The 19871-nt window shown below is 58.1% G+C and carries 22 protein-coding genes; 17 read left to right on the top strand and 5 right to left on the bottom strand.

The genetic code is table 11. The features are described from left to right. Positions 1–13 precede the first annotated feature (13 nt). Complete coding sequence (gene fbp / locus OHJ17_RS22875) at positions 14–1012, bottom strand: class 1 fructose-bisphosphatase (RefSeq protein WP_023283155.1); 999 nt, start codon at positions 1010–1012, stop codon at positions 14–16. A gap of 175 nt (positions 1013–1187) precedes the next feature. Between fbp and mpl the strand changes: the two genes are divergently transcribed. Next, entirely contained in the window at positions 1188–2561 is a 1374-nt protein-coding gene (gene mpl / locus OHJ17_RS22870) for a UDP-N-acetylmuramate:L-alanyl-gamma-D-glutamyl-meso-diaminopimelate ligase (protein WP_002886886.1), read from the top strand. Between the two features lie 68 nt (positions 2562–2629). After that, positions 2630–3157: a GNAT family N-acetyltransferase gene (locus tag OHJ17_RS22865; RefSeq protein WP_032433779.1), complete on the top strand. Its 528-nt coding sequence runs from the start codon at positions 2630–2632 to the stop codon at positions 3155–3157. Positions 3158–3200: 43 nt separating this feature from the next. On the opposite strand, the gene OHJ17_RS22860 is transcribed toward OHJ17_RS22865, so the two are convergent. Beyond that, a complete protein-coding gene (locus OHJ17_RS22860) occupies positions 3201–4409 on the bottom strand; it encodes an aldose 1-epimerase family protein (RefSeq protein ID WP_020324896.1) in 1209 nt (402 codons plus the stop codon). A gap of 184 nt (positions 4410–4593) precedes the next feature. On the opposite strand from OHJ17_RS22860, the gene OHJ17_RS22855 reads away from it, so the two are divergent. Beyond that, positions 4594–4710: a hypothetical protein gene (locus tag OHJ17_RS22855; protein WP_032433780.1), complete on the top strand. Its 117-nt coding sequence runs from the start codon at positions 4594–4596 to the stop codon at positions 4708–4710. Positions 4711–4912: 202 nt separating this feature from the next. On the opposite strand, the gene yjgA is transcribed toward OHJ17_RS22855, so the two are convergent. After that, entirely contained in the window at positions 4913–5464 is a 552-nt protein-coding gene (yjgA, locus tag OHJ17_RS22850; RefSeq protein WP_004177664.1) for a ribosome biogenesis factor YjgA, read from the bottom strand. Positions 5465–5559: 95 nt separating this feature from the next. Here yjgA and pmbA point away from each other — a divergent pair, with 95 nt between their 5' ends. From pmbA to OHJ17_RS22780, 14 genes are all read left to right on the top strand, one after another. Next, positions 5560–6912, top strand: a complete 1353-nt coding sequence (gene pmbA / locus OHJ17_RS22845; protein WP_004152265.1) for a metalloprotease PmbA — start codon at positions 5560–5562, stop codon at positions 6910–6912. 36 nt (positions 6913–6948) lie between these two features. Next, positions 6949–7335 (top strand): cytochrome b562, encoded by a 387-nt coding sequence (cybC, locus tag OHJ17_RS22840; RefSeq protein ID WP_002886893.1) that lies wholly within the window; start codon positions 6949–6951, stop codon positions 7333–7335. Between the two features lie 289 nt (positions 7336–7624). Continuing rightward, a complete protein-coding gene (locus OHJ17_RS22835; RefSeq protein ID WP_002886894.1) occupies positions 7625–7963 on the top strand; it encodes a PRD domain-containing protein in 339 nt (112 codons plus the stop codon). A gap of 10 nt (positions 7964–7973) precedes the next feature. Continuing rightward, on the top strand, positions 7974–8336 hold the full coding sequence (locus OHJ17_RS22830; protein WP_002886895.1) for an SFCGS family glycine-rich protein: 363 nt from the start codon (positions 7974–7976) through the stop codon (positions 8334–8336). A gap of 2 nt (positions 8337–8338) precedes the next feature. Next, positions 8339–8638 (top strand): DUF4312 family protein, encoded by a 300-nt coding sequence (locus tag OHJ17_RS22825; RefSeq protein WP_002886896.1) that lies wholly within the window; start codon positions 8339–8341, stop codon positions 8636–8638. A 21-nt stretch (positions 8639–8659) separates the two neighbouring features. Continuing rightward, positions 8660–9436: a DUF4311 domain-containing protein gene (locus tag OHJ17_RS22820; RefSeq protein WP_002886897.1), complete on the top strand. Its 777-nt coding sequence runs from the start codon at positions 8660–8662 to the stop codon at positions 9434–9436. Between the two features lie 13 nt (positions 9437–9449). After that, positions 9450–10094 carry a DUF4310 family protein gene (locus OHJ17_RS22815; protein ID WP_004152267.1) on the top strand — a complete coding sequence of 215 codons (645 nt, stop codon included), beginning with the start codon at positions 9450–9452 and terminating at the stop codon, positions 10092–10094. Positions 10095–10199: 105 nt separating this feature from the next. Beyond that, positions 10200–11333, top strand: a complete 1134-nt coding sequence (locus OHJ17_RS22810; RefSeq protein ID WP_004152268.1) for an amidohydrolase/deacetylase family metallohydrolase — start codon at positions 10200–10202, stop codon at positions 11331–11333. Further along, entirely contained in the window at positions 11317–12435 is a 1119-nt protein-coding gene (locus tag OHJ17_RS22805) for a DgaE family pyridoxal phosphate-dependent ammonia lyase (RefSeq protein WP_032433781.1), read from the top strand. The genes OHJ17_RS22810 and OHJ17_RS22805 overlap by 17 nt, the downstream gene beginning before the upstream one ends. Then, a complete protein-coding gene (gene dagF, locus OHJ17_RS22800) occupies positions 12432–13172 on the top strand; it encodes a 2-dehydro-3-deoxy-phosphogluconate aldolase (RefSeq protein WP_009486551.1) in 741 nt (246 codons plus the stop codon). The genes OHJ17_RS22805 and dagF overlap by 4 nt, the downstream gene beginning before the upstream one ends. Positions 13173–13238: 66 nt before the next feature. After that, positions 13239–14393: a lactonase family protein gene (locus tag OHJ17_RS22795; RefSeq protein ID WP_002886900.1), complete on the top strand. Its 1155-nt coding sequence runs from the start codon at positions 13239–13241 to the stop codon at positions 14391–14393. A 22-nt stretch (positions 14394–14415) separates the two neighbouring features. Further along, positions 14416–16326 carry a BglG family transcription antiterminator gene (locus OHJ17_RS22790; protein WP_009486549.1) on the top strand — a complete coding sequence of 637 codons (1911 nt, stop codon included), beginning with the start codon at positions 14416–14418 and terminating at the stop codon, positions 16324–16326. Positions 16327–16403: 77 nt separating this feature from the next. Beyond that, on the top strand, positions 16404–16646 hold the full coding sequence (locus OHJ17_RS22785; RefSeq protein WP_002886901.1) for a type II toxin-antitoxin system RelB/DinJ family antitoxin: 243 nt from the start codon (positions 16404–16406) through the stop codon (positions 16644–16646). Continuing rightward, a complete protein-coding gene (locus tag OHJ17_RS22780; RefSeq protein WP_009486548.1) occupies positions 16636–16920 on the top strand; it encodes a type II toxin-antitoxin system RelE family toxin in 285 nt (94 codons plus the stop codon). The genes OHJ17_RS22785 and OHJ17_RS22780 overlap by 11 nt, the downstream gene beginning before the upstream one ends. Before the next feature lie 3 nt (positions 16921–16923). On the opposite strand, the gene nrdG is transcribed toward OHJ17_RS22780, so the two are convergent. Beyond that, complete coding sequence (gene nrdG, locus OHJ17_RS22775; RefSeq protein WP_002886903.1) at positions 16924–17388, bottom strand: anaerobic ribonucleoside-triphosphate reductase-activating protein; 465 nt, start codon at positions 17386–17388, stop codon at positions 16924–16926. 307 nt (positions 17389–17695) lie between these two features. Further along, positions 17696–19834 carry an anaerobic ribonucleoside-triphosphate reductase gene (gene nrdD, locus OHJ17_RS22770; protein WP_004186701.1) on the bottom strand — a complete coding sequence of 713 codons (2139 nt, stop codon included), beginning with the start codon at positions 19832–19834 and terminating at the stop codon, positions 17696–17698. Between the last annotated feature and the right edge of the window lie 37 nt (positions 19835–19871).

Here is a 19871-nt window from a genome sequence, read left to right as displayed (position 1 = left end):
GCGGGCAGGACGCTTAGGCGTCCGGGAACGCTTTAATAAAGTTCTCGACGTCTTCTACCATGTGGTTGTTGCCGACGAAGAAGGAGCGACGCTGATGCAGGCTTTCCGGGATAATATCCAGAATACGCTCTTTACCGTCGCTGGCCTTACCGCCCGCCTGTTCGGCGAGGAAGGCCATCGGGTTGCATTCATACAGCAGGCGCAGCTTGCCTTCCGGGTGGCTGGCGGTGCTCGGATAGAGATAGATGCCGCCTTTCAGCAGGTTGCGGTGGAAGTCCGCCACCAGCGAGCCGATATAGCGTGAGGTATAAGGACGCTGAGTCGCTTTGTCCTCTTCCTGACAGTACTTAATGTACTTCTTCACGCCCTGCGGGAATTTGATGTAGTTGCCTTCGTTGATGGAGTAGGTATTGCCCTTCTCCGGGAAGCGCATGCGCTCCTGGCATAGACAGAAGACGCCAAGGGACGGGTCGTAGGTGAAGGCGTGAACGCCGCAGCCGGTGGTATACACCAGCATCGTCGACGATCCGTAGACCACATAGCCCGCGGCCACCTGCCTGTTACCCGGCTGCAGGAAGTCTTCTTCTGTCACCGGCGTGCCGACAGGCGTCACGCGGCGGTAGATAGAGAAGATCGTACCGACAGAGACGTTAACGTCGATGTTAGAGGAGCCATCCAGAGGGTCCATCAGCACCACGTATTTGGCGTGTTCACACCCTTCGAAGACGACAATCTCATCTTCTTCTTCAGAGGCGATCCCGGCAACAATATCGCGTGCTCGCAGTGCGGCTTTTAATTTTTCATTAGCGAACAGATCGAGTTTTTGCTGAACCTCGCCCTGAACGTTTTCAGCACCGCTGGCACCCAGGATATCGACCAGACCGGCCTTGTTGATATCGCGGTGGATGATCTTGGCGCCCAACTTTATTGCTGACAACAAAGCAGTCAGCTCACCGGTGGCGTGGGAGAACTCGTGCTGCTTTTCAACAATAAACTCACCTAACGTTTTCATAACTCGTTCCCTGCATTTTTATGTTGAGTAAAACGAACGCAACAATCTTAACAAAGAATCAAAAAAGTGCGCACAGGTGAATCGCGCCAGCAAAATACAGATTCGCCTGAAATGCATTTCGCCAGGGCCCGGGATATGGGTAAAATGTGCCCCGGATAAGAAAAGGAAATGACGAATGCGCATTCATATTTTAGGAATCTGTGGCACGTTTATGGGGGGGCTGGCCATGCTGGCGCGCTCCCTCGGTCATGAGGTAACGGGGTCGGATGCTAACGTCTATCCGCCGATGAGCACCCTGCTGGAAAACCAGGGGATTGATTTAATTCAGGGCTATGACCCCAGCCAGCTGGAGCCCCGGCCGGACCTGGTGATCATCGGTAATGCCATGACTCGCGGCAACCCGTGCGTTGAAGCGGTGCTGGAAAATAATATTCCCTATATGTCCGGCCCGCAGTGGCTGCACGACTTCGTGCTGCGCGATCGCTGGGTGCTGGCCGTCGCCGGGACCCACGGCAAAACCACCACTGCCGGCATGGCGACCTGGATCCTTGAAGCCTGCGGCTATAAACCGGGGTTCGTGATTGGCGGCGTTCCGGGCAATTTCGACGTCTCCGCGCGCCTGGGCGACAGCCCGTTCTTCGTCATTGAAGCCGACGAATATGACTGCGCCTTCTTCGACAAGCGCTCCAAGTTTGTTCACTACTGCCCGCGGACGCTGATCCTCAACAACCTTGAGTTCGACCACGCGGACATCTTTGATGACCTGAAGGCGATTCAGAAACAGTTCCACCATCTGGTGCGCATCGTGCCGGGCAAAGGCAAAATTATCCTGCCGGAGAACGACATCAACCTGAAGCAGGTGATGGCGATGGGCTGCTGGAGCGAGCAGGAGCTGGTGGGCGAGCAGGGCCACTGGCAGGCGAAAAAACTGAACGCCGACGCCTCGCAGTGGGAAGTCTTACTCGACGGCGAAAAGGTCGGCGAAGTGAAGTGGGCGCTGGTCGGCGAGCATAATATGCATAACGGCCTGATGGCGATTGCCGCGGCGCGTCACGTCGGCGTGCTGCCGGCGGATGCCGCGAACGCGCTGGGCAGCTTTATCAACGCCCGCCGTCGCCTGGAGCTGCGGGGCGAAGCCAACGGCGTCACCGTGTATGACGATTTCGCCCATCATCCGACGGCAATCCTCGCCACGCTGCAGGCGCTGCGCGGTAAAGTAGGCGGTACCGCGCGCATTCTCGCCGTGCTGGAGCCGCGCTCTAACACCATGAAAATGGGCGTCTGCAAGGACGATCTGGCGCCGTCTCTCGGCCGCGCCGATGAAGTGTTCCTCCTGCAGCCGCAGCATATTCCGTGGCAGGTGGCGGAAGTGGCGGAAGCCTGCGTCCAGCCGGCCCACTGGAGCGCCGACGTCGATACCCTGGCGGAGATGGTGGTCAAAACCGCCCACCCGGGCGACCATATCCTGGTGATGAGCAACGGCGGCTTCGGCGGTATTCATCAGAAGCTGCTGGATAAGCTGGCGCAAAAAGCGGCCGCGGCTGAATAAGCGCGTACGCCTCCGGTCACTGCCCTCCGCGTGAGGGCAGTTTTATTTTAGCTACCAGGAATTGTGTGATGCTGACCTGCGAAAGCGTACGTTCTACCGACTCGCCCCATTTCGCCACGCTGGACGCGCTTTACGCGCGCGCCTTTCCGTGGCACGAGCAGCGCGAAAGCGAGGCCAAACGTCAGGCGCTGAGCCACCCGCGCTACGCGCTGGAAGCATGGTTCGATGAAGGCGTCTTTGTCGGCCTCAGCGGCTGCTGGCAGTTTGCCGGCTACGGTTATATCGAACATCTGGCGATCGACGACACGCTGCGCTCCCGCGGCTATGGTAAACAGCTGCTGGCGCAGATCCTGACGCGCGCCCCGCTGACCATTCTGGAAATCGATCCGCTAACCACGGCCATCGCCCATAAACGGCTGCGCTTTTATCAGTCGATGGGGTTCCATGCTAATCCCTGGGCGCATCATCATCCGACCTATCATCAGGGCATTGCGGATCATGAGCTGCTGGTGCTCAGCTATCCACAGCCGATCGGTGAGCGGCAGTATCAGCAGTTTGCCCGGGATCTCGGGCACGAGGTGATGGGGCGGGAGTAGCCCGGCTCGGCGTACCGCTCCGGGCATTCGACTGGCGGCGCTGTTACTCTTTGGCGATCGGCGTCTCGTTCTCCGCGACTTTGTTATCGCCCTGAATCTGCGCGATTTTCTGCTCAACGGCGGCTACCTGGGCGCTATCGTGCAGCAGGGTGTAGGTTAGATCAAACTGCGCGCTGGCGCCCGGCTGCAGCTGCTTCACGCGTTTTTGCTCGCGTTCAATGGTCACCGGATAGGCGTAGCTGGTCCCCGGCTCGATACCGGTGACATAGCCCTGCTTGACGGTATCGGTGTTTTTCCACAGCGTCAGGACCGGCAGCTGACGGGTATCAAACTGAATAGAGGCCCCTTTATCGCCCGCTTTGTTGACCACGGCGGCCAGGGTCTGGTGATTTTCATCGGCCAGCGGCTGAATATTAAATACCATCTCGTCAAAATCTTTGGTCGGTCCCTGATAGGTTTGCCAGGTTTTTAACCCGCTCTTCGCGTAATCATTGAACGGGCTGATGCTGGAGATCGGGGCGAGGAAACGCGCGCCTTCTTCGAGGATCGGGGTGCCGAAGTTGCTGTGGTAGATGATCTGATAATCATGCGGATAGTCGGCATGGTTGGTTAAGACGTCATGTAAGCTGAAGCTGTTGCTACCCGGCACGTAGCGCAGTTCGGTCAGGGTCTGCAGATCGGCTTTTTTAAAGGTGCTCTCTTTCACCAGCCCGCGGATGCGGATTTCATACGGCGCGCTATCGGCCACCTCCACCTCCACCAGAGAGGCCGGCGTGTTGCCCGCCTTGCCGTGTAGGGTATAAATTTGCCCGTCCGCGGTCACCGGATGGCCGGTCCATTCATAGCCGCAGCGGACCATCATCTCGTTGAATCCTTCCAGCCAGCCGAGGCCATTACGGCTTTCCAGGTTGATAAACGCCGGGTTGACGACCTCTTTAACCGGCGAATCCCAGCCCATCCGGCTGCCGAAACCCTCAATACGCAGCAAGTTCATGCCGCGTGTCGGGCTCAGGGTGATGGTCAGGCCGTCTTTACTATGAATGGTGAGGATTTTGCTGCCTTCCTGCTTACCGCCGTGCAGGACTTTTTGCTCAATGCTGAACGCATGGTCTTTCACCTTCAGCTGATCGCTGTTGATCTGCCAGTTTCCTTTATCCATTCCCTCTTCAGCGTTCGTCAGCACCCATGTTTTTGCCACGGCCGAGCCGGAAACCAGCAGGGCGATCGTCGTCAGAACCAATGTCTTTTTCATTTTTATTCCCTTTTTGCTGAATCGATTGTGTCATTGACGTGTGAAATCTACCGGCATGGGGGTGAGTAAAATGTGAAGCGCCTCACCTGGTGAGAAAGTGGCCGTTTTTATGATGTTAAATGAGATGAAAGTCGTATTATTTTGCTGAGTAATACGTATTTATCACCAGGATATGTGATCTACATTGTTTTTAGCTTTAACGATTCAGCTTGATAAATCAGGCTATAAACAAACGTATCGTCGTGTGGATGAGGGGACTCAGGTGATGCGACGGGAATCCCCCTGCTGGCGCAAGCCTTAGAGCTGGGGTGAAGGTAGGCCGGATAAGGCGTAGCCGCCATCCGGCATAACGACGGGAACGGAGTCTGGTACAGCTTGCCCGGCGGCGCTGCGCTTGCGCGGGCCTACGGTGTTGAGTAACCGTTTGATATAGGGAACCGTAGCCCGGATAAGGCGCAGCGCGCCGCCATCCGGGAGACTATTGCGGGCAAAAACAGGGGGACTTAGCCTTCGTTTTCCGCCAGTTCACGCAGATACTGGAAGATCAGGCGCGCCGATTTCGGCGGCTTGTTGCCTTCTTTCTCTTTCTTCGCATTGCGGATCAGCGAACGCAGCTGCTGACGGTCAGCATCTGGCCACAGGTTCAGCACTTCAGCGACGGCGTCATCCCCGTCGTCAATCAGTCGATCGCGGATCTGCTCCAGCTTGTGGAACAGCGCAACCTGCTGGTTGTGACGGTTTTTCAGCTTGTCCAGCGCCTGACGAATCGGATCGACATCGCGGTTGCGCAGCATCTTGCCGATAAGCTGCAGCTGGCGGCGGCGACCCTCTTTTTTGATTCGCTGGGCGAGTTCGATGGCGTCGCGCAGGTCGGTATCCAGCGGAATTTTATCCAGCGCGTTTTTCCCCAGGTCAACGAGTTCCGCGCCAAGACGCTTCAGTTCTTCCGCGTCGCGCTTAATTTCACTCTTACTGACCCAGATGATTTCATCATCTTCATCTTCAACGTCATCACCGGGCACGTCGTCGAGCCAGTCTTCGGGCTGCTTTGTCATCTCAGGCTCCTTAAAAAAAGAGGCTAATGTTACCAGTTAAGGCGCGCACTGAAAAACGGTTCTCTGTTAGACTTCAGTTAACTCCTTCTTACATTATGGCATTAGCAATGAAAGTCATCTCTCAAGTTGCACAGCAGCGTAAGACGCTGGAAGAAGCCGTTACCACGGCACTGGAACTGGCGGCAGGTAAATCTGATGGTGCGGAAGTTTCCGTCAGCAAAACCACGGGCATCGGCGTCAGCACCCGCTATGGCGAAGTGGAGAATGTAGAATTCAACAGCGATGGGGCATTAGGCATCACGGTTTACCATCAGAACCGCAAGGGCAGCGCCTCCTCCACCGATCTTAGCCCGGACGCCATCGCCCGCACCGTGCAGGCGGCGCTGGATATCGCCCGCTATACCTCCCCGGACCCGTTTGCCGGCGTAGCCGATAAAGATCTGCTGGCCTTTGACGCCCCGGATCTGGACCTGTTCCACCCGGCGGAGGTCTCCCCGGACGACGCCATCGAACTGGCCGCCCGCGCGGAGCAAGCGGCCCTGAAGGCCGATAAACGCATCACCAACACCGAAGGCGGCAGCTTTAACAGCCACTACGGCATCAAAGTGTTCGGTAACAGTCACGGCATGCTGCAAAGTTACTGCTCGACTCGCCATTCCCTCTCCAGCTGCGTCATTGCGGAAGATGACGGCGATATGGAGCGCGACTACGCCTACACCATTGGCCGGGCAATCGAGGATCTGCAGTCCCCGGAATGGGTCGGGGAAGAGTGCGCCCGCCGCACCCTGTCGCGCCTGGCGCCGCGTAAGCTGTCGACCATGAAGGCGCCGGTCATTTTCGCCAACGAAGTGGCGACCGGGTTGTTTGGCCACCTGGTCGGAGCGATTGCCGGCGGCGCGGTCTACCGTAAATCGACCTTCCTGCTCGATTCGCTGGGCAAACAAATTTTGCCGGAGTGGCTGACCATTGAAGAGCATCCGCACCTGCTGAAAGGGCTGGCCTCCACGCCGTTCGACAGCGAAGGCGTGCGCACCGAACGTCGCGATATCGTCAAAGACGGCGTGCTGACCCAGTGGCTGCTGACCAATTACTCAGCGCGCAAGCTGGGGATGAAAAGCACCGGCCACGCCGGGGGCATCCACAACTGGCGCATTAACGGCCGCGGCCTGAGTTTTGCAAAGATGCTTAAAGAGATGGGCACCGGTCTTGTGGTTACCGAACTGATGGGGCAGGGTGTCAGTGGCGTCACCGGCGACTACTCACGCGGCGCATCCGGCTTCTGGGTAGAAAACGGCGAAATTCAATATCCTGTCAGTGAGATCACCATTGCAGGAAATCTGAAAGAAATGTGGCGTAATATCGTGACCATTGGCGATGATATTGAAACGCGCAGCAACATTCAGTGCGGTTCTGTGCTGCTGCCGGAGATGAAAATCGCCGGGCAATAACACCTGTTTGCTTAAATAATAAAAAGGAAGTGAGCAATGCGTAAAAAACTGTTAGCGATGCTGGCTGTCTCTGCTTTTGCGCTCGGTTCAGCGTCGGCCTTCGCCGACCTGGGCGAAGACATGGACACTCTGGCAGAAAACCTGCAAGTGGTACAGAAGACCTCCGACGCCGGCGAGCTGAAAGCGGCGCTGAATAAGATGCGTACCGCCGCGGTCGATGCTCAGAAAGAGACCCCGCCGAAGCTGGAAGGCAAAGCGGCCGACAGCGCTGAGATGAAAGATTACCGTCACGGTCTGGATATTCTGATCGGCCAGATCGACGGTGCGCTGAAGCTGGCGAACGAAGGCAAGGTGAAAGAGGCGCAGGCCGCCGCGGAGGAGTTTAAAACCACCCGCAACACCTATCATAAGAAGTACCGCTAACCGTTCTTTTCGGGAGGCATCAGCCGATGCCTCCCACCTGAAAGCCTACCGATATCACATTTTTCCACTCTCTTTTTCCGGTCTTTCTGCGGTCGTTTTCCGCTAAACCTCGCTCATTGTTGTGATGCGCATCACGTCATATCGCCTGTTTTTACATTTATCCGGCGAATATGTGGAGTCGATCACCTAAGCCTTCTCCCTTTCCACTTCGAAGTGGAAAACAACTCGCTACAAACTCCTGACCCCCGGCGCTACCTTGATTTCCAGAGACATCAGCGGGGTAACACAAGTGAATAACGGAGCGGTAATAAACGACGTAGGGGAGCAGGCGGCGCAGACCGAACGCCTGGCTGACAAGATGTTACAGCAGGTATTCGCCCTGTTAAGCCGTCACGACATCGTCCCTAACGACGTTCAGGAGCAAATGCTGACTTCCCACGTGCGGGCCATGGCCCACCGGTCAATCAGCGGCGAACCGCTACCGGAAGTGGATGCCAGTCTGTTCGAAGAAATTTCTGAAGATTCAATGATGCTGGCCCGCGAAGTGGTCGCACAGTTCGGCAACCTGCCTGATGAAGAGGCCTGGCTGCTCTCCGTCCACTTCGAAGTCGCGAAAGATAACCTGTAAGGAGCAAAACATGGAACAAATCACCGTAGTCATTGGCGACCGTCTGGGTAAAGGCCAAAAAGTCGCCGCAGGCGCTGAAAAAGCGGGCGCACGTGCTGTGGTCGTCCCTGGCGTTGCGGCCGACATGAAGCTTGGCGACATAATGAAAGCGGAAAACGCCACCTTCGGCATCTCCTTCTGCGGCAGCGGCGGCGCCGGCGCCATCACCGCCCAGACCAAATACGGCTACAAAGCAAAATATGGCATGCGCTCTATTGATGAGGGCGTCACCGCTATCAACGAAGGCTGCAATGTGCTGGGCTTCGGCTTTATGGATAAAGAAGAGCTGGGCGAGCGGCTGGTCGAAGCCTGGAAAAAGAAATACGGCGCATAAGTATGAAAGAGCAATTCACCACCACGGTGAGGGTTGCCGGCAAAGGCGAAAGCAAATCACGGGCCTTCGCCGATGCCCTGAACCATGTGCAGGCTGCGGTGATGAAATCATCCTCGCGCATCCTACTGCGTATTGAGCCACAGGACGTGACGGTTGTTCATGCGCGCGAAGCGGTACGAAAAGAGGCGTTTCTGTTCTTCTTTTTGCGCCGTGAACGACGGACCTACAGCGTGGAGCTGGACGTCACCGTCAACGTGACCGCCATCGATCTCGATAAAGTGGATTTCGTCACGCAAACCTGATTGTTAGCAAAAGGTCTGACTATGTTCCTGATAATTTTAATAAAATCGCTTATCATCGGCGGCCTGGTCGGCGTCGGCGTGGGCGCCGGAGCGGCACGCATGTTTCATGCCCCCACCACGCAGGGGATGGGGGCGTTTCGAACCCTGGGCGAGCTGAATTCCTGTGAGGGCGATCCGGCCTCCCACTTCTCCTTTGGCCTTGGCTTCTTCTTTAACGCCTGGGCCTCTTCCGTTGCAGCAGGCTCCTTCACCCAGGATGTTGACCACCGCATTATCCCCAACTGGGGCGCGGCGGCGCTGATGCTGAAAAATCGTAACGTTGGCGAAACGCTGCACGATCCGAAAAAAATGGCCATCTCCTGCGGCATCATCGGCATGATTGTCGTCGCCTTCCTCAACCTGACCGCCTCGTCCGTACCGGAAGCGCTGCAGGTCACCGCCGTTAAGGTACTGGTGCCGGCGGCAAACCTGCTGGTGAACACCGTGATGCCGGTGATCTTCTGGCTGGCGGCGATCGATGCCGGTAAAAAATCAGGCTTCTGGGCGACGATTTTCGGCGGCGCCGCGCAGCTGATTATGGGTAACGCCGTACCGGGTCTGGTGCTGGGGATCCTGATCGGTAAAGGCGTCGAAGAGAGCGGCTGGAACCGGGTGACTAAAGTGATGATGGTGGCCATCGTCGCGCTGTTTGTCCTCAGCGGCTTCTTCCGTGGCTTCGACATGAAGATGATCGAATCCTTCCATCTGACCGTGCCGAACTGGCTGGACATGATCCACAACTCACTCAGCGGCAAGTAACGGGAGCCGGATAATGGAACAGAATAAAGGTTTTTGGTATGCCGACTGGTCGTTCCCGATCTTTGTTGGCCTGCTCTCCTCCGGCGTCTTCGCCGGGACCCACATGTACTACCTGTACGGCATCGGCGCCTTTAACGAAGTGGCCTTCGTGGCGATGCTGAAGTCGGGGATTGATACCGGCGTTTACGGCGCGGTGGCGGCGTTTGGCGCCAGCTTCCTTTTCGCCCGCATCATCGAAGGGTCGCTGGTAGGGATCCTCGATATCGGCGGCGCGATACAGACCGGTATCGGTCTTGGCGTGCCGGCGCTGCTGCTCGGCGCGGGCTTTGTCTTCCCGGTGGCGAACTTCGCCGCGTCGCTGGTCACCGGTCTGGTCCTCGGCCTGGCGGTGGGCTATATCATCATTCTGGCGCGTAAGTTCACCATCAACCAGAGCGATTCCACCTACGGCGCCGACGTGATGATGGGGGCCGGTAACGCCTCCGGCCGCTTCCTTGGTCCCTTGATCATCCTCAGCGCAATGACCGCCTCGATTCCTATCGGGATTGGCTCGCTGGTTGGCGCACTGCTGTTCTACATCTGGCAGAAACCGATCACCGGCGGCGCCATCCTCGGGGCGATGATCCTCGGTTCCATCTTCCCGGTGGCGATTAGCTAAGCGCCCGATGGCGCTGCGCTTATCGGGCCTACAAGCCAGCGCGGTTTGTAGGCCCGATAAGGCGGTACGCCGCCATCCGTACACTCTTTTCATCAGGAGATAGCTATGTTTGATTTACTCCTGCGCCGCGCGCGCCTCGTCGACGATACCCTGACTGATATCGCCATTCAGGACGGGAAAATCGCGGCGCTGGGCGAGATTAGCGCGCCCTCCCGTAAAACCATTGAGCTGAACGGCAAGGTTTACGTCAGCGCTGGCTGGATTGACTCTCACGTTCACTGCTACCCGAATTCACCGATTTATCACGATGAGCCGGATAGCGTCGGCATCGCCACCGGCGTCACCACCGTGATCGATGCCGGCAGCACCGGCGCCGACGACGTCGATGACTTCTATCAACTGACCCGTAAAGCGGCGACGGAAGTTTATGCGCTGCTCAACATCTCCCGCGTCGGGCTGATTGCGCAGAATGAGCTGGCCAATATGGCCAATATCGACGCCGCCGCGGTGAAGCAGGCGGTGCAGCGTCATCCCGACTTTATCGTCGGCCTGAAGGCGCGGATGAGCAGCAGCGTGGTGGGCGAAAACGGCATTACGCCGCTGGCGCGCGCCAAGGCCATTCAGCAGGAAAACGACGATCTGCCGCTGATGGTGCACATCGGCAATAACCCGCCGAACCTCGATGAAATCGCCGATCTGCTGAGCAGCGGCGACATCATTACCCACTGCTATAACGGCAAGCCGAACCGCATTCTGAATCCTGCCGGCGAGCTGCGCAGCTCTATTACTCGCGCTCTGCAGCGCGGCGTGCGTCTCGATGTCGGCCATGGCACCGCCAGCTTCAGCTTTGAGGTGGCGCGGCGGGCGATTGCGCTGGGCATTCTGCCGCACACCATTAGCTCCGATATTTACTGCCGCAACCGGATCGACGGCCCGGTGCGCTCGCTGGCGCTGGTGATGTCGAAATTCCTCGCCATCGGCATGACGCTGCCGCAGGTGATTGACTGCGTGACCGTCAGCGCCGCAGAAGGGCTGCGCCTGTCGCGTAAAGGGCGGCTGGAAGTGGGCTTCGACGCCGATTTAACGCTATTTCGCCTGGAGCACCGGCCCACGCTGCTGGTGGATGCTGAAAAAGAGAGCCTGCAGGCTGACAACATTCTGGTGCCGCTGGCCGCGATCCGCGCGGGCAAAGGCTATCTGACCGAACAAGGGAGCGCGGAACATGCCTTCGATTTTTGAGAAATACCATTTAAAACAGGTGATTAATACTTCTGGCCGCATGACGGCGCTGGGCGTTTCCACGCCGCGCCCGGAAGTGGTGGAAGCCGCGATGGCAGGTATGAACCAGTACTTTGAAATGAAAGACCTGGTGAATAAAACCGGCGAGTACATCGCCAAACTGTTGGATGTGGAAGGGGCGACCGTTGTCTCCTGCGCGTCGGCGGGGATTGCCCAGTCGGTAGCGGCGGTGCTGGTGAAAGACAGCGACTGGCTGCTGGAGAACCTGCACGTTACGCCGATTGAAAATAACGAAATCGTGTTGCCGAAGGGCCACAACGTCAACTTCGGCGCGCCGGTTGGCACGATGGTGGCGTTGGGCGGCGGTAAGCTGGTGGAAGCGGGCTACGCCAACGAATGTTCTGCCCAACAGCTGGCGGCGGCGATCACTCCGCGCACCGCGGCGATTCTGTATATCAAATCCCACCACTGCGTGCAGAAAAGCATGCTCAACGTCGCGCAGGCCGCGGAAGTGGCGCACCAGCATAACTTGCCGCTGATCGTCGATGCGGCGGCGGAAGAAGATCTGCAGTGCTACTACCGCATGGGCGCCGACCTGGTTATCTACAGCGGCGCGAAAGCGATTGAAGGGCCGACCAGCGGGCTGGTGATCGGCAAAACGCAGTACGTCGAGTGGGTTAAACGCCAGTCGATGGGGATTGGCCGGGCGATGAAAGTGGGTAAAGAGGGCATTCTCGGCCTGACCTGCGCCATTGAACACTACCTGACGGCGAGCAAAGAGAGCGGCGAGCAGATGGTGGCGAAGATGACGCCGTTTATCGAACAGCTCAACGCGCTTAACGGCGTGACCGCGCGGGTGGTGTGGGACAGCGCGGGCCGCGATATCGCCCGCGCCGAAATTAAATTTGATGAAGCCACGACCGGCGTGAAGACCGGCGATCTGGTTAACGCGCTGAAGCAGGGTGAATACGCCATCTACTTCCGCGGCTATAAAGCGAATGAAGGCATTATCGAAGCCGATGTCCGCAGCGTAAACGCGGAGCAGCTGGCGGTGGTCGCTCGCCGCATCGCAGAAGTTCTGAATAAGGAGAAACAAGCATGAAACTGACCCCAAACTTTTACCGTGACCGCGTGTGCCTGAACGTCCTGGCGGGCAGCAAAGACAACGCCCGTGAAATTTACGACGCGGCGGAAGGTCACGTCCTGGTCGGCGTGCTCTCCAAAAACTATCCGGACGTCGCCAGCGCGGTGGCCGATATGCGCGACTACGCGAAGCTGATCGATAATGCGCTCTCCGTCGGGCTGGGGGCAGGCGATCCAAACCAGTCGGCGATGGTGAGCGAGATTTGTCGCCAGGTGCAGCCGCAGCACGTCAACCAGGTCTTCACCGGCGTGGCTACCAGCCGCGCGCTGCTCGGGCAGAACGAGACGGTGGTCAACGGCCTGGTCTCTCCCACCGGTACGCCGGGAATGGTTAAGATCTCCACCGGCCCGCTGAGCAGCGGCGCGGCGGATGGCATTGTGCCGCTGGAAACCGCCATCGCGCTGCTGAAAGACATGGGCGGCAGCTCCATCAAATACTTCCCGATGGGCGGCCTGAAGCACCGCGCCGAGTTTGAAGCCGTCGCCAAAGCCTGCGCCGCGCACGATTTCTGGCTCGAGCCGACCGGCGGTATCGATCTGGAAAACTACAGCGAGATCCTGAAAATCGCCCTCGATGCCGGGGTAAGCAAAATCATCCCGCATATTTACAGCTCGATTATCGATAAAGCCAGCGGTAACACCCGCCCGGCCGATGTGCGCCAGCTGCTGGAGATGACCAAACAGTTAGTGAAGTAGTGCCCTTGTCCCTCACCCTCAAAGGGTGAGGGGCAGCTTATCCCACTGAACCATCAAGGAGTTGCTATGCCTGTCGCTCGTCATCTGCTTGTCGCTTCACTGTCCCTGTTTGCCGCCGCCGCGGGCGCCGCGCAAACCCACTATGCCTGGGTAGGCACCTATAACCCCAATGGCGAAGGTCTGTATCGCTTTACCGTCGATGCCAAAACCGGCGCCCTGCGCGATAAGACGCTGGTGAGCTCGTTGCCGAACGTCGCGCAATTAACCGTGTCGCGCGATGGCAAAACGCTGTATGCCGCCAGTGAGGTCGAAAAAGGCGTGGTGCAGGCGTGGCGCATTGAAAAGAACGGCGAGCTGACCGCGCTCAGCCAGGTCGCCTCCGGCGGCGCCGGGCCGGTGTATCTCTCCCTGACGCCGGACGGTAAGCATCTGCTGGTGGCTAACTATGTCAGCGGCAGTATCGCCGTGCTACCGGTGCAAGAAGATGGTAGCCTGGCTGAGGCGGTGGACAGGCATCAGGATGAAGGCCCGGCAGGCGCCGAACGCCCGGCGGCGGCCGTCGAGGGCAGCTTCGCCATCAGCGATCACAACGGCCCGCATGCCCATATGATCGCCGCCGATCCCAGCGGGAAATACGTTTACTCTACCGATCTGGGGCTGGATCGGATCTATCAGTATCGGCTGGATAGCGCCAGCGGCAAGCTAACGCCGAACGATCCGCCGTTTATCGCCGCCTCGTCGCCGGGAGCCGGCCCGCGCCACTTCGTCTTTACGCCACAGGGCGACGGCCTGTGGCTGATTAACGAGGAAGCGTCGACGCTGACCTTCTATCATCTGGATAAGCAAAGCGGCCTGCTGCGTGAAGGCAAAACTGTCTCCGCGCTGCCGGAAGGTTATAAAGGCACCAGCTTTGCCGCCGGACTTGTGTTGAGCAACGATGGCAAACAGCTATATGTCGCCAACCGCCTGCATAACAGCATTGCCCACTTCACGGTGCTGGCCGACGGCAGCCTGAGTCACCAGGAAGATATCTGGACGCGTGGCGATTATCCCCGCACCCTGACGCTGGATAATCAGGGGCAGTGGCTGTACGTCATGAACCAGCGTAGCGATAATATTACCCGCTTCAGCGTGGCGCCGAAGGATGGCAAATTAACCTTTGCCTCCGACTATACGCCGGTCGGTAGCCCATCGCAGATGGTGATATCCGCCCAACCCTGAGCCGTAATTACAAGGAACTGACATGCGATTTCCCAACCAACGCTTAGCGCAACTCTTCACCCTGCTGCGAAATGAAACGCTGCCGCAGGATGAGCTGGCGCAACGCCTGTCGGTTTCCACCCGTACCGTGCGCGCCGATATTACCGCCCTGAATACGCTGCTGGCGCAATATGGCGCGCAGTTTATCCTTAACCGCGGCAGCGGTTATCAGCTGAAGATAGATAATCCGACGAGTTTCCAGGCGCTGGAGGAGACCGCGCCGAAGGCGCAGCACGTGCCGCGTACCGCCCAGGATCGCATCACGTTTCTGCTGGTGCGTTTCCTGACCTCGGCGTTCTCTATCAAGCTGGAAGATCTGGCGGATGAGTGGTTCGTCAGCCGCGCCACGCTGCAAAATGACATGGTTGAGGTGCGCGAGCGCTTCCAGCGCTATCAGCTGACTCTTGAAACCCGCCCGCGCCACGGTATGAAGCTGTTCGGCAGCGAGGTGTCAATTCGCGCCTGCCTGACCGACCTGCTGTGGGAGCTGACCCAGCAAGGCGATATCGCGCCGCCGATCGGCGCCGAGGCCTTTGCGGCGGAGGTGCCAGCGCTGCTGGAGCCGGTGCTGCAGGAGACGCTCACGCGGCATCATATTCGCCTCACCGACGCCGGCGAGCGCTTTGTCTGCCTGTATGGCGCGGTGGTGGTGCGCCGCGTCAGCGAAGGCTACCCGCTGGCCGAATTCAGCGCTGAAGATGTGGCGCAGAACGTCCGCGACGCCGCGCGCGAGCTGACGGGCGAGCTGCAGCGGCTGGCCGGGAAACCTTTATCGCCCGCCGAAGAAGAGTGGCTATGCGTGCATATCGCGGCCCGTCAGGTGCAGGATGTCGATCCGGAAACTATCAGCGCCGACGATGATGAAGCGCTGGTCAATTACATCCTGCGCTACATCAACAGCCAGTATAATTACAACCTGCTGGACGACGCCCAGCTGCATGCCGATCTGCTGACCCACATTAAAACCATGATCACCCGGGTGCGCTACCAGATCATGATCCCCAATCCGCTGCTGGATAACATCAAACAGCACTACCCGATGGCCTGGGATATGACCCTGGCCGCGGTCTCCAGCTGGGGGAAATATACTCCGTACACCATCAGCGAAAACGAAATCGGCTTTCTGGTACTGCATATCGGCGTTGGGCTGGAGCGTCACTACAACATCGGCTACCAGCGTCAGCCGCAGGTGCTGCTGGTGTGCGATACCAGCAATGCGATGGTACGGATGATCGAGGCGATCCTGCAGCGTAAATATCCGCAGCTGGAGATCGCCGCTACCATCTCCCAGCGCGAGTACGAACAGCGGGACGCGATCGAGGCGGATTTCGTTATCTCAACGGTGCGGATCGGCGAAAAAGACAAGCCGGTAGTGACCATCGCGCCGTTCCCCACCGACTATCAGCTGGATCAAATCGGCAAGCTGGTGCTGGTGGACCGTACCCGTCCGTGGATGCTGAATAAATACTTCGATGCCGCCCACTTCCGGGTGGTGGATAAGCCGATGGATCAGCAAACGCTGTTCGCCGAGCTGTGCCAGCAGCTGCTGGAGGAAGGCTTTGTCGATGCGGAGTTTCATGCTTCGGTAGTGGAACGTGAAGCGATCGTCAGCACCATGTTGGGGGATGGCATTGCGCTGCCGCACTCCCTGGGGCTGCTGGCGAAAAAGACGGTGGTTTATACCGTTATCGCCCCGCAGGGCATCGCCTGGGGCGACGAAACCGCCCATCTCATCTTCCTGCTCGCTATCAGCAAGCGCGAGTATGAAGAGGCGATGGCGATCTACGATATTTTCGTGACTTTCCTGCGCGAGCGCGCCATGAGTCGCCTCGCCGCGACCCGCAGCTTTGATGAGTTTAAAACGGTGGCGATGGAGTGCGTCAGCCGGTTTTGAGAGGCGTTTTCCAGATTCGAGTGTAATTCAAATGTAATGCTATACTGCATTACAAAATTCCCCTTTCCGGAGGCATAATGGCCACGCTCAATGTTCGACTGGACGATAAACTCAAAAAAGAGGCTTATGCCGTGCTGGAGAAACTCGATATGACACCAACGGAGGCGGTACGCCTGCTGTTTCAATACATTGCGGAAAATGGCCGCATGCCGGTGAAAAGTATGACCATCAGTGATGGCGAAGCGGCGTTATTACGCACCGTTCGCGAACGGCTGGAAAACCCACGGCCAGGGGTTAAGGTGAGTCTGGATGACCTATGAACTGGAGTTTGATCCACGAGCCAGGCGCGAATGGCAGAAGCCTGGCGAGACGGTCAAAAAACAGTTCAAAAATAAGCTCCAGCAGATTGTGCAGAATCCGCGAATTGAGTCGACCAGGCTGAGCGATTTACCGGATTGCTACAAAATCAAGCTTAAGGCGTCAGGTTATCGGTTGGTGTATCAAGTACGAGATAGTGTGGTGGTGGTTTACGTTATTGCCATTGGCAAAAGAGAGAAAGCGGCCGTTTATCATCAGGCGAATAAACGGCTCTAAACGCTATCGCAAATGATGTACGACCTGGTTGCTGCTGCCGCGCCAGATAAGCGCCGGATCTTTCAAATCCTGCACAAACTTACCGTCAACCAGCACGTTAATCAGGTTCACGACTTCCATCTGCTCGGCGTTCAGTTCGTCAATCTTATAGCCCGTCCAGACCCAGATATCTTTGCCGGGGCATTCGGCGCGCACGCGCTGAACCAGCTTTAAAATATCCGCGACGTTCTGCGGATGCAGCGGATCGCCGCCGGAGAGCGAAAGCCCCTGGCGTTTGATGCGGGTGTCGTTGAGGTCGGCGATGATACGGTCGGCCATCTCAGCGGTAAACGGCATACCGGAGTTCACCCGCCAGGTGCTTTTGTTGTAGCAGCCGGGGCACTCGTGGACGCAGCCGGAGACAAACAGGGTGCAGCGAGTGCCGGGGCCGTTGACGATGTCGACGGGGTAGTACTGGTGATAATTCATTTTCGCTTCTCAATTAACGCCATAGCCGCGTTGGCTGCGCTCGCTCACCCCGGTCACGTACTGAATGTACGCTCCCGGGGATTCCTTCGTTTGCCGCCTTGCTCTGACGTTAATTGCTTTGCGAAAACGAAGGAGTGCGGCCATTTCCTGGCGTCGCTGCGCTCGGCCGAGCTACAACAGTGGTAGTGGTAGCCCGGATAAGGCGCTGCGCGCCGCTATCCGGGAACGGCTCCTTAGTGGCCAAACGGCTACGGGGCCGGTCCCTTCTCCCCGTTGGGGAGAGGGTGAGGGGCTAAACCAGCTGGAATTAACCAATCTGCCCATTGCCCAGGTGCTTCACGCGGCGCTTCACTTCTTCCTGCTTGCCGGCGTTGAACGGCCGCGCGTCCGGGCTGCCTAGATAACCGCACACCCGGCGGGTAACGGAAACGCGGGCGGCGTCGTGGTTACCGCATTTCGGGCAGGTAAAGCCCTTGCTGGTGCACTCGAACTCGCCGGTAAAACCGCACTCGTAGCACTCATCGATCGGCGTATTGGTCCCGTAGTACGGCACGTGCTGATAGCTGTAATCCCACACGTCTTCCAGCGCCTTGAGGTTATGCTGGATATTCGGGTACTCGCCGTAGCAAATGAACCCCCCGTTGGCCAGCGGCGGGTACGGCGCTTCGAAATCGATCTTATCGTACGGGTTGACCTTCTTCTCCACGTCGAGGTGGAAGCTGTTGGTGTAGTAACCTTTGTCGGTTACCCCTTCCACCACGCCAAACTCGGCGGTGTCGAGACGGCAGAAGCGATCGCACAGGTTTTCGCTCGGCGTGCTGTACAGGCTAAAGCCGTAGCCGGTTTCTTCCTTCCACAAATCGACGGCGTCGCGCAGGCGCTGGACGATGGCCACGCCTTTCTCACGCAGCGCCTCGCTGTCGTACATATGCTGGTTGCCGTACAGCGCATTGATGGTTTCATGGATACCGATATAGCCCAGAGAAATGGACGCGCGGCCGTTTTTGAAGATCTCGGAGACGTCGTCGTCGGCTTTCAGCCGCACGCCGCAGGCGCCTTCCATATACAGGATCGGCGCCACGCGAGCCTTCACTCCTTCCAGGCGGGCGATACGGGTCATCAGCGCTTTACGCGCCAGCTGCAGGCGCTCGTCCAGCAGCGCCCAGAAGGCGGCTTCATCGCCTTTCGCTTCCAGGGCGATGCGCGGCAGGTTGAGACTGATCACGCCGAGGTTATTGCGTCCATCATGCACCTGCTCGCCGTTCTCGTTTTCCCATACCCCGAGGAAGCTGCGGCAGCCCATCGGCGTTTTAAACGACCCGGTGACTTTCACCACCTGATCGTAGTTGAGGATATCCGGGTACATGCGCTTGCTGGCGCACTCCAGCGCCAGCTGTTTGATGTCGTAGTTCGGGTCGCCGAACTTATGGTTCAGGCCGTCGCGGATCGCGAACACCAGTTTCGGGAACACCGCGGTTTTGCGATTTTTACCGAGGCCGGCAATGCGGTTGCGCAGAATCGACTGCTGGATCAGCCGCGATTCCCAGCTGGTGCCAAGGCCGAACCCGAAGGTGACGAACGGCGTCTGGCCGTTGGCGGTATGCAGTGTGTTGACCTCATACTCCAGCGACTGGAAGGCGTCGTAGCACTCTTTTTCGGTACGGGCGCGGGCATAGCCTTCGGCATCCGGGATCTGCCACTCTTCGGCGATTTTGCGATGCTTTTTGAAGCTTTCGCTGACGAACGGCGCCAGCACTTCGTCGATGCGGTTGATGGTGGTGCCGCCGTAAATATGGCTGGCGACCTGGGCGATGATCTGCGCTGTCACCGCGGTGGCGGTAGAGATAGACTTCGGCGGCTCGATCTCCGCGTTGCCCATCTTAAAGCCCTGGGTCAGCATGCCTTTCAGGTCGATCAGCATGCAGTTGAACATCGGGAAGAAGGGCGAGTAATCGAGGTCATGATAGTGGATCATGCCGCGCTCGTGGGCCATCACCACATCGTGGGGCAGCAGGTGCTGCCGGGCGTAGTGCTTGGCGACGATCCCGGCCAGCAGGTCGCGCTGGGTCGGGATGACTTTACTGTCCTTGTTGGCGTTTTCGTTGAGCAGCGCGGAGTTGGTCTGCTCGACGAGGCCGCGGATCTCCTGATTGAGGCGGCCGCGCTTCTCACGCTGGCTATCGCGGTCATGGCGATACTCAATGTAGGCGCGCGCCAGCTGCTTATAGGGGCCGGACATCAGCTGGTTTTCCACCGCGGTCTGGATCTCGTTGATGTCGACCTGGGCGCGGCCCTGCATTTGTTGGCTAACGACTTCTGCGACGGTGGCGCAATAGTCTGCGTCATCGACTCCCGCTGCTTTAGCTGCACGCAGAATTGCTTCCTGAATGCGCTCTGAGTTGAACGGCACTTTACAGCCATCACGTTTCATCACATGCGGTGTCATGATCACTCCATATATAGAACAGGTTATCCACAGAGGC

The organism is Klebsiella sp. KP20-425-1, assembly GCF_025813515.1.
GTDB classification, from domain to species: Bacteria; Pseudomonadota; Gammaproteobacteria; order Enterobacterales; family Enterobacteriaceae; genus Klebsiella; species Klebsiella pneumoniae.
This window is presented reverse-complemented; position numbering and strand designations above follow the sequence as displayed.